This window comes from Crenobacter intestini (assembly GCF_004919095.1).
Classification (GTDB): Bacteria; Pseudomonadota; Gammaproteobacteria; order Burkholderiales; family Chromobacteriaceae; genus Craterilacuibacter; species Craterilacuibacter intestini.
Map to the genome: position 1 here is coordinate 20,826 of NZ_STGJ01000002.1, position 12,475 is coordinate 33,300.

Sequence of the window (12,475 nt, forward strand, 5' to 3'; positions counted from 1 at the left end):
TTAGGCGGCGACCGCGTCGTCTTCCTGGGAGCGGGCCGTTTCGCCGCGCAGCTCGCGGCGCAGGATCTTGCCGACGTTCGAGCGCGGCAGGTCCTCGCGGAACTCGATCTCGCGCGGCACCTTGTACGCGGTGAGTTTCCCGCGGCAGTAAGCGAGCAGCGCGTCGGCGTCGAGCGCGCCGTCGCGGCGGACCACGAACAGCTTGACCGCTTCGCCGGTGCGCGGGTCGGGGACGCCGACACAGGCGACCTCGAGCACGTCCGGGTGCAGCGCGACCACGTCCTCGATCTCGCTGGGGAACACGTTGAAGCCGGAGACGATGATCATGTCCTTCTTGCGGTCGACCAGCTTGAAGTAGCCCTCCGGCGTGCGGTACGCGATGTCGCCGGTGGCGAGGAAACCGTCGGCCTGCACGACGCGGGCCGTCTCCTGCGGACGCTTCCAGTAGCACTTCATCACCTGCGGGCCGCGCACGCACAGCTCGCCCGGCTCGCCGTCGGCGACCGGCAAGCCGTCCGGCCCGCGCAGTTCGACTTCGGTGCCCGGCACCGGCAGGCCGATGGTGCCGGTATACGCGTGGCTGTCGATCGGGTTCACGCAGACCAGCGGCGAGGTCTCGGTCAGCCCGTAGCCTTCGATCAGCGGCAGACCGGTCACCTGCAGCCACTTTTCGGCGACCGCCTGCAGGATCGCGGTGCCGCCGCCGACGGTCAGCCGCCAGCGCGAGAAGTCGAGCTTGGCGAAGTCGGGGTTGTTGGCCAGCGCGTTGAACAGCGTGTTGACGCCGATCATGCAGTTGACCGGGGTGCGCGCGAGGTCCTTGATCAGCGTGGGCAGGTCGCGCGGGTTGGTGATCAAGAGCGCGGTGCCGCCCATGCGGGTGATCAGCAGGCAGCTCATCGTCAGCGCGAGGATGTGGTAGAGCGGCAGCGGCGAGGCCATCACCACCGGGTCGATGTCCTCGAGCACCGGCTCGATGGTCATATGGGTCTGCTCGAGGTTGGACAGCACGTTGCCGTGGGTGAGCACCGCGCCCTTGGACAGGCCGGTGGTGCCGCCGGTGTACTGCAGCAGCGCGATGTCTTCCAGGCGCAGCGCCGGGTCGCGCCACGGCAGCGCACCGCCTTCCTTCAGCGCGGCCTTCAGCGTGATCGAGCCGGGCAGCCACCACGGCGGCACCAGCTTCTTGAAGTGGCGCAGCACCGCGTTGACCAGCGTGCCCTTGACCAGCCCCAACAGGTCGCCGACCGAGGTGACCAGCACGTTCTGCACCGGGACGTTGCCGAGCACTTCCTGCAGCACGCCGACGAAGTTCTCGAGGATGACGATGGTCGACGCGCCGGAGTCCTGCAGCTGGTGCTCGAGCTCGCGCGGCGTGTAGAGCGGGTTGATGTTGACGACGATCAGCCCCGCGCGCAGCGCGCCGTACAGCGCGACCGGGTATTGCAGCAGGTTGGGCATCATCAGCGCGATGCGGTCGCCCTTCTTCATGCGCAGCGCGCCGGTCAGGTAGGCGGCGAACGCGGCGGACTGGCGGTCGAGCTCGCGGTAGCTGAGCTTGACGCCCATGTTGACGAAGGCGGCGCGCTCGGGGTGGCGGCGGGCGGCGTCGGTCATCATCGCGCCGAGCGAGGCGTGTTCGAGCGGGCGCAGGGCGCGGGCGCGGCTGTTGTGCTGGGTCTCTTGCATGATCTGTTCTCCCTGGCGGCTTGGCGGATCAGGCCGCGCGCGCTTCGTTTCTGAGGTCTCGGCGCAGGATCTTGCCGACGTTGGACTTGGGCAGCGCGTCGCGGAACTCGACCTGGCGCGGCACCTTGTACGCGGTCAGGCGGTCGCGGCAGTGCGCGAGCAGCGCGGCCTCGTCGAGTTTCGGGTCGCGGCGCACGACGAACACCTTGACCGCTTCGCCGGTGCGCGCGTCGGGCACGCCGACGCAGGCGGATTCGACCACGCCGGGGTGCAGCGCGATCACGTCCTCGATCTCGTTCGGGTACACGTTGAAGCCGGAGACGATGATCATGTCCTTCTTGCGGTCGACCAGCTTGTAGAAGCCTTCCGCAGTGCGCAGCGCGATGTCGCCGGTGGCGAGGAAGCCGTCGGCGTGGAACACCTTGGCCGTCTCGTCGGGGCGCTGCCAGTAGCCCTGCATCACCTGCGGGCCGCGCACGCACAATTCGCCCGGCTCGCCGTCGGCGACGATGCGGCCGGCGTCGTCGCGCAGCGAGATCTCGGTCGCGGCGACCGGCAGGCCGATGGTGCCGGTGTAGCGGTCCAGCGTGACCGGGCTCGCGCTGACCAGCGGCGAGGTCTCGGTCAGCCCGTAACCTTCGATCAGCGGCAAGCCGGTCACCTTGCGCCACTTCTCGGCGACCGCCTGCTGGATCGCCGCGCCGCCGCCCACCGTCAGCCGCCAGCGCGAGAAGTCGAGGCGGATGAAGTCGGGGTGGTCGGAGAGCGCGTTGAACAGCGTGTTGACGCCGGTCATGCAGCTGATCGGGTAGCGGCCGAGGTCCTTGATCACCGCCGGCAGGTCGCGCGGGTTGCTCATCAGCACCGAGGTGCCGCCGGCACGGTTGACCAGCAGGCAATTGATGGTCAGCGCGAGGATGTGGTAGAGCGGCAGCGGCGTCGCCATCACCACCTGGTCGTTTTCGCCGAACACCGGGCGCACCAGCGCCAGCGTCTGCTCGATATTGGCGAGCACGTTGCCGTGGGTGAGCACCGCGCCCTTGGACAGGCCGGTGGTGCCGCCGGTGTACTGCAGGAAGGCGATCTCGCCAAGGCTCACCGCCGGGTCCTGCCAGCGCCTGGCAAAACCCTGCGCGAGCGCGTCGTTGAAGCGCACGGCGCCGGGCAGCGACCACGGCGGCACCATCTTCTTCACGTGGCGCAGCACCAGGTTGACCAGCGCGCCCTTGAGCGTGCCCAGCAGGTCGCCGACCGCGGTGACGACCACATGTTCGAGCGGGGTGCGCGCGCGCACCTCGTCCAGCGTCGCCGCGAAATTCTCGACGATGACGATGGCGCGCGCGCCCGAGTCCTTCAGCTGGTGCTCGAGTTCGCGCGCGGTGTACAGCGGGTTGACGTTGACGACGACGAGGCCCGCGCGCAGCACGCCGTACAGCGCGACCGGATACTGCAGCAGGTTGGGCATCATCAGCGCGACGCGGTCGCCGCGCCTGAGCTGCAAGGTGCCGGTCAGGTAGGCAGCGAACGCCGCGGACTGGCGGTCGAGTTCGCGGTAGCTGAGCGCGGCCCCCATATTGCAGAAGGCATCGCGCTGCGGGTAAAGGCGGACGCTGTCGGCGAACATCGCGCCGAGCGAGGGGAAACGGCCGATCTCGGCCGCGGGGGCCGTCTCGTGCACACTGCTCGTCATCTTGTTGTGCTCCTCGTGTTTTTTCCGGCCCTGCAGGGCTCTGCCGAAGATTCTATGCACAACAAATAACAAGTAAAGCACTATTAGCCGTATGAGCTTTCGTGTGACGGGGCTACAACACCTTGCCGCTATTTGAAGATCGCCAGCGCGCGCGTCGCGTTGGCCAGTTCCGTGATGCGCGGCCAGTCGCGCGCGGCGATCGCGTCGCGCGGGGTCAGCCACGAGCCGCCGACCGCCAGCACGTTGGGCAGCGAGAGGTAGTCCGGCGCGTTGCCGGCGTGGATGCCGCCGGTCGGGCAGAAGCGCAGCGCCGGCAAGGGGCCTGCCAGCGCGCGCAAGAGGCGGGTGCCGCCGACCGCCTCGGCCGGGAACAGCTTCTGGATCAGGAAGCCTTCGTCCTGCGCGTGCATCGCCTCGGACGGGGTGGCGACGCCGGGGATGAACGGCAGTTCGGTGGCGCGCACGGCGGCGGCGATCTCGGGCGTCAGCCCGGGGCTGACGCCGAACATCGCGCCGGCGTCGGCGGCGGCCTCGACCTGCGCGCGGTTGCGCAGCGTGCCCGCGCCGACGATCACGCCGGCGACCTGTTCGCGGATCAGGCGGATCGCCGCCAGCGCGGCCTTGGTGCGCAGCGTGACCTCGAGCACGCGCACGCCGCCGGCCATCAGCGCGTGCGCGAGGTCAACCGCCAGCGCGGCGTCGTCCAGTTCGATCACCGGTACCACCGGGCCTTGTCTGAGCAGGGTCAGTTCGTCCATTAGCAAAGCTCCAACAGTCTTAATTCCAAAGCGGGTGCGGGAAGGACAGCGCGCCCAGATCGGCGCGCTCGGCGTTCTGCCGCGCGCCGGCGAACAGTTCACGGCCGCAGCCGAAGTCGCTCGGCGCAACCGGCGCGGGGGCGCGTGCCGCCCACTCGTCGGGCGCGACGTCGACGTCGAGCACGCCGGCGTCGGCGTCGACGGTAATCAGGTCGCCGTCGCGCACCCGCGAGAGCGCGCCGCCGTCGGCGGCTTCCGGGCAGACGTGGATCGCGGCGAGCACCTTGCCCGACGCGCCCGACATCCGCCCGTCGCTGACCAGCGCGACCGCGTGGCCCCTGTCCTGCAGCACCGACAAAGTCGGCGTCAGCTGGTGCAGCTCGGGCATGCCGTTGGCGCGCGGCCCCTGGCCACGCACCACGGCGACCATGTCGCCGGTGAGCGCGCCCCCCTTGAACGCCGCGAGCAGCGCGTCCTGCGAGTCGAACACCCGCGCCGGCGCCGTGACGCGGCGCCGTTCGGGCGGCACCGCCGACACCTTGACCACCGCACGGCCAAGCCGGCCGGTGACGACCCTGAGGCCGCCGTCGGCGGCGAACGGCGACGCCGCGCAGCGCAGCACCGCGCTGTCGGCGCTGGCGGGAATCGCGTCGTCCCAGACAAGGCGGCCGTCTGCGTCGAGCGCGGGCGAGCGGCACTGGCGCGCGAGGCCATGGCCGGAGACGGTCACGACGTCGGGGTGGAGCAGGCCGGCGTCCATGAGCTCGCGCAGCAGGAAGCCGCAGCCGCCGGCGGCGTGGAAGTGGTTCACGTCGGCCTTGCCGTTCGGGTAGACGCGCATCAGCGAGGGGACGACGGCGGACAGTTCGGCGAAGTCGTCCCAGTCGAGCGCGATGCCGGCCATGCGGGCGATCGCCGGCAGGTGCAGCGTGTGGTTGGTCGAGCCGCCGCTGGCGAGCAGCACGACCACCGCGTTGACGATCGCGCGTTCGTCGACCAGCTCGCCGACCGGCGTGAAGCGCGGCCCCTGCGCCGAGATCTCGACCGCCACGCGCGCCGCCTCGCGGGTCAGCGCCTCGCGCAGCGGCGTGCCCGGCGGCACGAAGGCGGCGCCGGGCAGGTGCAGGCCCATCGCCTCCATCATCAGCTGGTTGGAGTTGGCGGTACCGTAGAAGGTGCAGGTGCCCGGCGCGTGGTAGCTCTGCGCCTCGGATTCGAGCAGCACGTCGCGGCCGACCAGGCCCTGCGCGTAGAGCTTGCGCACCTCGGCCTTTTCGTCGTTGGACAGGCCCGACGGCATCGGCCCGGCCGGCACGAACACCGCGGGCAGATGGCCGAAGGCGAGCGCGCCCATCAACAGGCCCGGCACGATCTTGTCGCACACGCCAAGGTAGAGCGCGGCGTCGAACATCGCGTGCGACAGCGCGACGGCGCTCGCCTGCGCGATCACGTCGCGCGAGAACAGCGACAGCTCCATGCCAGGCCGGCCCTGGGTCACGCCGTCGCACATCGCCGGCACGCCGCCGGCGAACTGCGCGCTGGCGCCGGCGGCCTGCGCCGCCTCCTTGATCCATTTCGGGTAGCTGGCGAGCGGCTGGTGGGCGGACAGCATATCGTTGTACGCCGAGACGATCGCGAGGTTGGGCGCCTCCAACAGCTTCAGGCGCAGCTTGGACACGGGCTCGCTGGCGGCGAAGCCGTGCGCGAGGTTGGTGCAGGCGAGCTCGGCGCGTGCGACGCGGCCGCGCTCGGCCGCCGCGCGGACCTGTTCGAGGTAGCGCGCGCGCGTCGGCGCGCTACGCTGGGCGATGCGCGCGGTGACGGCGCTGACGACGGGGTGCAGGGACATGGTCGGTAGACGTGCGGGATACCCGGTCATGCTAGATGCGGTGGCGCTTTCCAGCAAGGGTAGTGTCCGCTCGCGTATCCGGCGGCGCGGCGATGCCGGTGTTAAGATGAAGCGCAAGTCTTACGGAGTCCGCATGATGAACCCGACCCCCGCTTTCGACATGCTGCTGTTCGGCGGTACCGGCGACCTGGTGATGCGCAAGCTGTTGCCGGCGCTGTTCGGCGCGCACGCCGCAGGCCTCTTACACCCGCAGGGCCGCGTGTTCGCGCTCGGCCGCCAGGCCTTGTCGCGCGACGACTACCTCGCGCTCGCCGCGCGCGACGCGCGCGCGCACTGCGAGGGCGCCGACGACGCGCGCTGGGCGGCGTTTTGTGCGCGCATCGACTACCTGCAGGTCGACGCGACGCGCGCGGCCGACTTTGCCGCGCTGGCCGAACGGCTGTCCGGCGACGACGCCGGCCGGGTGCGCGTGGTGTACCTCGCCACCGCGCCCAGCCTGTTCGTGCCGGTGTGCGAGCACCTGGCGGCGGCCGGCCTTGCCGATACGCGCACCCGGCTGGTGCTGGAGAAGCCGCTGGGGCACGACCTCGCGTCGGCCGACGCGATCAACGACGCGATGTCGCGGCACTTTGCCGAGGACCAGCTGTACCGGATCGACCATTACCTCGGCAAGGAGTCGGTGCAGAACCTGCTCGCGCTGCGCTTCGGCAACACCCTGTTCGAGCCCCTGTGGCGGCGCGAGTGGGTCGAGAGCGTGCAGGTCACGCTGGCCGAGGAGATCGGCGTCGCCGGGCGCGGCGAATTCTACGAGCGCACCGGCGCGCTTCGGGACATGGTGCAGAACCACCTGCTGCAGCTGTTGTGCATCGTCGCGATGGAGCCGCCGGCCTCGCTCGACGCCGACGCGGTGCGCGACGAGAAGCTCAAGGTCGTGAAGGCGCTCGCGCCGTTCGACGCGGCGTCGGTCGCGCGCGATGCGGTGCGCGGCCAGTACCAGGCGGGCGCCAGCGGCGGGGCCGCGGTCGAAGGCTACCGAGCGGAGGAGGGCGTCTCCGCCGACAGCCGCACCGAGACCTACGTCGCGCTGAAGACGTCGATCGGCAACTGGCGCTGGGCCGGCGTGCCGTTCTACCTGCGCACCGGCAAGCGGCTTGCCGAGCGCAAGGCCGAGATCGTGATCACCTTCCGCGACGTGCCGCACAAGCTGTTCGACGTGCCGCCGATGTGCCGCAACGCCAACCGGCTGGTGATCGAGCTGCAGCCGGAGGAGAGCATCCGCCTGTGGTTCCGCGCGAAGACGCCGGGCGACGGCATGGACCTGCAGCCGGTGTCGCTCAACCTCGATTTTCACGAGACCTTCCGCGGGCGGCGGGTCGACGCGTACGAGCGCCTGCTGCTCGACGTGATCCGCGGCCGCCTCGCGCTCTTCATGAGGCGCGACGAGCAGGCCGCCGCCTGGCGCTGGGTCGAGCCCCTGCTTGCGGCGTGGGCGGCCGACGCGTCCGGCCCGCGCCCGTACATGGCCGGCAGCTGGGGGCCGGCGGCGGCGAGCACGCTCATCGCGCGCGATGGCCTCAGCTGGCCGGAGGAGTGCTGAGATGGCGCACCTGACGACCCTGCCCGCCTGGCACGCGCTGCACGCGCACTTTGACGCGGTACGCGACCGGCAGATGCGCCAATTGTTCGAAGAGGACCCGTCGCGTGCCGAACGCTATTCGCTGTCGGTCGGCGGGCTGTTGCTCGACTACTCGAAGAACCGCGTCGACGACGAGACGCTGCGGTGCCTGTTCGCGCTGGCGGCCGAGGCCGGCGTGCCGGCGCGCATCGCCGCGATGTTCGCGGGCGAGCGGATCAACCGCACCGAGGACCGCGCCGCGCTGCACGTCGCGCTGAGGAACCGCGCGAACACGCCGGTGCTGCAAGGCGGCGTCGACGTGATGCCGGCCGTCAACGCGGTGCTGGACAGGATGGCGCGCTTCGCGCACGCGGTGCGCTGCGGCGACTGGCTGGGCTATACCGGGCAGCCGGTCACCGACATCGTCAATATCGGCATCGGCGGGTCGGACCTCGGCCCGCAGATGGTGTGCAAGGCGCTCGCGCCGTTCGGCCACCCGCGCCTGCGCATGCACTTCGTCTCCAACGTCGATGGCGAGCAGCTGAGGCAGACGCTGGACCGCGTGCACCCGCAAAGCACGCTGTTCGTCGTCGAATCGAAGACCTTCACCACGCAGGAGACGCTGACCAACGCGCTGACCGCACGCGAGTGGTTCGTCGCGCGCAGCGGCGAGCCCGCCGCCGTCGCCCGCCACTTCGTCGCGGTGTCGACCAACCGGCAGGCGGTCGCCGCTTTCGGCATCGACCCGGACCACATGTTCGAGTTCTGGGACTGGGTCGGCGGCCGCTTCTCGCTGTGGTCGGCGATCGGTCTGCCCATCATGCTGTACCTGGGCGAGGCGCACTTCGCGGCCCTGCTCGAGGGCGCGCACCGCATGGACGAGCATTTCCGGCACGCGCCGCTTGATGCCAACATGCCGGTGATCCTCGCCATGCTGGGGGTCTGGTACATCAACTGCTACGGCGGCGGCAGCCACGTGATCGCGCCCTACGACCAGCTGCTCGAACGCTTCCCGGCGTTCATCCAGCAACTCGACATGGAGAGCAACGGCAAGAGCGTGACCGCCGACGGCGCGCCGGTCGGCGTCGAGACCGCGCCCATCATCTGGGGCGAGACCGGCATCAACGGCCAGCACGCGTTCTTCCAGCTCCTGCACCAGGGCACGCACATCTCGCCGATCGACCTGATCGCGTCGCTGCGCACCCGCTCGGGCCTCGCCGGCCACCACGACATCCTGCTGGCCAACCTGCTCGCGCAGGCCGAGGCGTTCATGCGCGGCAAGACCGAGGCCGAGGCGCGCATGGAACTCACGGCGCAGGGCCTGGACGAGGCGCGGGTAGCCGCGCTGCTGCCGCACAAGGTGTTCGGCGGCAACCGGCCGTCCAACCTGTTGTTGCTCGACGCGCTGACGCCGCACAACCTGGGCAGCCTCGTCGCCCTCTACGAGCACAAGATCTTCGTGCAGGGCGTGGTGTGGGGGGTGAACAGCTTCGACCAGTGGGGGGTCGAGCTGGGCAAGCAGCTCGCGCGCGGCATCCTTGCCGAGTTGCGTGGCGAGGCGCCGCCGGGCGGGCACGACAGCTCGACCGCCAGGCTGATCCGGCTGATCCGCCGGGTGAGGGGTGGATCCGGCGCATGAAAAAAGCGGGGCTTTCGCCCCGCTTTGCCGTTCCGCTACCCGCCGCTCAGTGCTGCAGGATCTTGGAGAGGAACTGCTGCGCGCGTTCGGAGCGCGGGCTGCCGAAGAACGCGTCCTTGTGGCAGTCCTCGACGATGTGGCCGCGGTCCATGAAGATCACGCGGTCGGCCACGCGGCGGGCGAAGCCCATCTCGTGGGTCACGCACATCATGGTCATGCCTTCCTGCGCGAGCTCGGTCATCACGTCGAGCACTTCGTTGATCATTTCCGGGTCGAGCGCCGAGGTCGGTTCGTCAAACAGCATGCAGATCGGGTCCATCGCCAGCGCGCGGGCGATGGCGACGCGCTGCTGCTGGCCGCCGGAGAGCTGGCCCGGATGCTTGTGCGCGTGCGCCTTCAGGCCGACGCGTTCGAGCAGCGCGAGGCCCTTGGCTTCGGCTTCGTCGCGGCTGCGGCCGAGCACCTTGACCTGGGCGATCGCCAGGTTCTCGGTGATGGTCAGGTGCGGGAACAGCTCGAAGTGCTGGAACACCATGCCGACCTGGCTGCGCAGCTTGGGCAGGTTGGTCTTCGGGTTGCCGACCGAGGTGCCGTTGACGATGATCTCGCCCTTCTGGAAGGGCTCGAGCGCGTTCACGCACTTGATCAGCGTCGACTTGCCCGAACCGGACGGGCCGCACACCACCACCACCTCACCCTTGGCGACGCTGGTGGTGCAATCGGTCAGCACCTGGAACTCGCCGTACCACTTGCTGACGTTCTGGATGGAAATCATCTCGCTCATACTGCCAACCTTTTCTGCAAACGCTTCACCATCTGCGAAGCGAAGAAACTCACCATGAAATAGACCGCGCCCGCGAACAGCAGGAATTCATGCGGCAGGCCGAGGATGTCGCCGCGCGAACGGGCGCTGCTCAGGAAGTCCATCAGGCCGACCGCGTAAACCAGCGAGGTATCCTGGAACAGGATGATCGACTGCTGCAACAGCAGCGGCATCATCTTGCGGAACGCCTGCGGCAGGATCACCAGGCGCATCGCCTGGCCGTAGGTCATCCCCAGCGCGTACGCGGCGTTGGCCTGGCCGCGCGAGATCGACTGGATGCCGGCCCGCACGATTTCGCAGTAGTACGCGGCCTCGAACATCATGAACGCGACCAGGCACGAGGCAAACGCGCCGACCGGCACGAAGTCGCCGGTGATCCAGTTCAGCAGCATCGGCACCGCCAGGTAGAACCAGATGATGACGAGCAGCAGCGGGACCGAGCGGAAGATGTTGACGTAGCCCTTGGCGAAGCCGGACAGCAGCGGGTTGCTCGACAGGCGCAACAGCGCGAGCACGGTACCCAGTGCGATGCCGCCGACCACGGCCATCACCAGCAGCTCGAGGGTGAGCTTCATGCCCTCCCACAGGTCGGGCAGGGCAGGAACGATCTGCGAAAAGTCCATCACTTACCTCCCTCGACCATCAGGCCGGGGATGCGCACGCGCTTCTCGACCCAGCCCATGAACTTCATGATGCTCATGTTGAGCGTGAAATAGATCAGCGTCGCCAGCGTGAACGCCTCGAAGATGTTCGCCGAGAATTCGGCGGTCTGCTTGGCCTGCGCCAGCAGTTCCATCAGTCCGATCAGCGAGGCGACCGACGAGTTCTTGAACACGTTGAGGAACTCGGAGGTGAGCGGCGGGATCACCACGCGGAACGCCTGCGGCAGCAGCACGTGGCGGTACACCTGCGGCAGCGTGAAGCCGACCGCCATCGCGGCGTTGGCCTGGCCCTTGGGCAGCGCCTGGATGCCGGTCCGCACCTGTTCGCACACGCGCGCGGCGGTGAAGAGGCCCAGGCAGAGGGTGACCGAGATGTACGCGGACACCATCGGGTTCAGTTCCTGCTTGAACCAGATCTGCGTCTGTTCCGGCAGGTAGTCGGGGACCACGAAGTACCAGATGAACAGCTGGACGAGCAGCGGCACGTTGCGGAACAGCTCGACGTACGCGGTCGCGAAGCCCGACAGCCACTTGTTGGGAAGCGTGCGCATCACGCCGAGCAGGCCGCCGATGACGAGGGCGATCGCCCACGCCGCCAGCGCCAGCGCGATGGTCCAGCCCAGACCGCTGATGAACCAGTCGAGGTAGATCTCGTCGCCGATCCCGGTGGACTTGAAGAAAATATTCCAGTCCCAGTTGTAATTCATGTTTGCTCCATCAAAGAAAGGGGGCGAGGCGCCCCCTTCGTTAGCCTGGCGATGGGGTTCAGCTTGCCGCCGGCTTGTCGGTAGGCTTGGCGATCAGCGCCTTGACCTCCGGCGACATCGGGAAATTGAGGTTGAGGTTCTTCGGGGCGATCGGCTTCATGAACCACTTGTCGTAGATCTTGTTGATCTGGCCCGACTTGTAGGTCGCGACGATCGCCTGGTCGACCACCTGTTTGAACGGCGCGTCACCCTTGCGCACCATGCAGCCGTACACCTCGGCCGACTGCGGCTTGCCGACCACCACCCAGTCCGTCGGCTTGCGCGCCTTGGCGCGTTCGCCGTACAGCATGGCGTCGTCGGTCATGAACGCAACGGCACGGCCGGACTCGAGCATCAGGAACGACTCGCCGTTGTCCTTGGCGGCGACGATGTTCATGCCCAGCTTGTCGCGGGCGTTCATCGCGCGCATCAGGCGCTCGCCGGTGGTGCCGGCGGACACGACCACGTTCTTGCCCTTGAGGTCGGCGAAGTCCTTGATGCCGGAATCCTTCTTCACCATCAGGCGGGTGCCGATCTCGAAGATGCCGACCGAGAAGTCGACCTGGCGCTGGCGCTCGACGTTGTTGGTCGTCGCGCCGCACTCGATGTCGATCGTGCCGTTCTGCAGCAGCGGGATGCGCGTCTGGCCGGTGACCATGTTGTAGCGCACCTGCAGGTTCGGCATGTTCAGCTCTTTCTTGACCGCGGCGACGATGTTCTGCGCGAGGTCGATCGAGTAGCCGACCGGCTCGCGGCCGCCCGCCAGGTAGGCGAATGGGATCGCGGAGTCGCGGTGGCCGAGCACGATCACGCCGGAATCCTTGATCTTCTTCAGGGTTCCGGTCGGTTCGGCGGCGACGGCATGGCCGGCGACGAGGGCGCAGGCGATGGCTGCGGGCAGCAAGCGGGTGAAGCGGGTCATGACTCTATTTCTCCAGATCTGGATGGATGGAAACGGCCGGTATGGCCTGCCTGCGTGGCGGTACCGTTCTGTGCGGTGCCTG

Annotated in this window: 10 protein-coding genes; 2 read left to right on the forward strand and 8 right to left on the reverse strand. The window is 68.8% G+C overall.

Annotated features, from left to right (window positions below; all coding sequences use genetic code 11):
• The 4 genes from E5K04_RS02600 to edd all read right to left on the reverse strand — a co-directional run bounded on the left by E5K04_RS02600 (position 1) and on the right by edd (position 5,986).
• Positions 1-1,689 (reverse strand): AMP-binding protein, encoded by a 1,689-nt coding sequence (locus E5K04_RS02600; protein WP_136551358.1) that lies wholly within the window; start codon positions 1,687-1,689, stop codon positions 1-3.
• Between the two features lie 28 nt (positions 1,690-1,717).
• Positions 1,718-3,379 (reverse strand): AMP-binding protein, encoded by a 1,662-nt coding sequence (locus tag E5K04_RS02605; protein WP_136551359.1) that lies wholly within the window; start codon positions 3,377-3,379, stop codon positions 1,718-1,720.
• Between the two features lie 128 nt (positions 3,380-3,507).
• Positions 3,508-4,137: a bifunctional 4-hydroxy-2-oxoglutarate aldolase/2-dehydro-3-deoxy-phosphogluconate aldolase gene (gene eda, locus E5K04_RS02610; RefSeq protein ID WP_136551360.1), complete on the reverse strand. Its 630-nt coding sequence runs from the start codon at positions 4,135-4,137 to the stop codon at positions 3,508-3,510.
• 19 nt (positions 4,138-4,156) lie between these two features.
• Positions 4,157-5,986: a phosphogluconate dehydratase gene (gene edd / locus E5K04_RS02615; RefSeq protein ID WP_136551361.1), complete on the reverse strand. Its 1,830-nt coding sequence runs from the start codon at positions 5,984-5,986 to the stop codon at positions 4,157-4,159.
• A gap of 136 nt (positions 5,987-6,122) precedes the next feature.
• On the opposite strand from edd, the gene zwf reads away from it, so the two are divergent.
• On the forward strand, positions 6,123-7,583 hold the full coding sequence (gene zwf / locus E5K04_RS02620; protein WP_136551595.1) for a glucose-6-phosphate dehydrogenase: 1,461 nt from the start codon (positions 6,123-6,125) through the stop codon (positions 7,581-7,583).
• Position 7,584: 1 nt separating this feature from the next.
• Positions 7,585-9,240 (forward strand): glucose-6-phosphate isomerase, encoded by a 1,656-nt coding sequence (gene pgi, locus E5K04_RS02625; RefSeq protein WP_136551362.1) that lies wholly within the window; start codon positions 7,585-7,587, stop codon positions 9,238-9,240.
• 46 nt (positions 9,241-9,286) lie between these two features.
• On the opposite strand, the gene E5K04_RS02630 is transcribed toward pgi, so the two are convergent.
• The 4 genes from E5K04_RS02630 to E5K04_RS02645 are packed head-to-tail and all read right to left on the reverse strand — an operon-like array spanning position 9,287 to position 12,393.
• Positions 9,287-10,015: an amino acid ABC transporter ATP-binding protein gene (locus E5K04_RS02630; RefSeq protein WP_136551596.1), complete on the reverse strand. Its 729-nt coding sequence runs from the start codon at positions 10,013-10,015 to the stop codon at positions 9,287-9,289.
• A 5-nt stretch (positions 10,016-10,020) separates the two neighbouring features.
• Positions 10,021-10,686, reverse strand: a complete 666-nt coding sequence (locus tag E5K04_RS02635) for an amino acid ABC transporter permease (protein ID WP_205700281.1) — start codon at positions 10,684-10,686, stop codon at positions 10,021-10,023.
• Positions 10,686-11,432, reverse strand: coding sequence for an amino acid ABC transporter permease (locus tag E5K04_RS02640; protein ID WP_136551364.1), 747 nt, complete (start codon positions 11,430-11,432; stop codon positions 10,686-10,688). Before E5K04_RS02640 ends, E5K04_RS02635 begins: the two co-directional genes overlap by 1 nt.
• Positions 11,433-11,490: 58 nt before the next feature.
• Complete coding sequence (locus tag E5K04_RS02645) at positions 11,491-12,393, reverse strand: glutamate/aspartate ABC transporter substrate-binding protein (RefSeq protein WP_136551365.1); 903 nt, start codon at positions 12,391-12,393, stop codon at positions 11,491-11,493.
• Between the last annotated feature and the right edge of the window lie 82 nt (positions 12,394-12,475).

Excerpts from the sequence above, each read along its gene's own strand:
- E5K04_RS02640 (WP_136551364.1), bottom strand. The coding sequence starts at position 11,432 with ATGAATTACAACTGGGACTGGAATATTTTCTTCAAGTCCACCGGGATC.
- E5K04_RS02605 (WP_136551359.1), bottom strand. The coding sequence starts at position 3,379 with ATGACGAGCAGTGTGCACGAGACGGCCCCCGCGGCCGAGATCGGCCGT.
- eda (WP_136551360.1), bottom strand. The coding sequence starts at position 4,137 with ATGGACGAACTGACCCTGCTCAGACAAGGCCCGGTGGTACCGGTGATC.
- E5K04_RS02645 (WP_136551365.1), bottom strand. The coding sequence starts at position 12,393 with ATGACCCGCTTCACCCGCTTGCTGCCCGCAGCCATCGCCTGCGCCCTC.
- E5K04_RS02600 (WP_136551358.1), bottom strand. The coding sequence starts at position 1,689 with ATGCAAGAGACCCAGCACAACAGCCGCGCCCGCGCCCTGCGCCCGCTC.
- edd (WP_136551361.1), bottom strand. The coding sequence starts at position 5,986 with ATGTCCCTGCACCCCGTCGTCAGCGCCGTCACCGCGCGCATCGCCCAG.
- pgi (WP_136551362.1), top strand. The coding sequence starts at position 7,585 with ATGGCGCACCTGACGACCCTGCCCGCCTGGCACGCGCTGCACGCGCAC.
- zwf (WP_136551595.1), top strand. The coding sequence starts at position 6,123 with ATGAACCCGACCCCCGCTTTCGACATGCTGCTGTTCGGCGGTACCGGC.
- E5K04_RS02635 (WP_205700281.1), bottom strand. The coding sequence starts at position 10,686 with ATGGACTTTTCGCAGATCGTTCCTGCCCTGCCCGACCTGTGGGAGGGC.
- E5K04_RS02630 (WP_136551596.1), bottom strand. The coding sequence starts at position 10,015 with ATGATTTCCATCCAGAACGTCAGCAAGTGGTACGGCGAGTTCCAGGTG.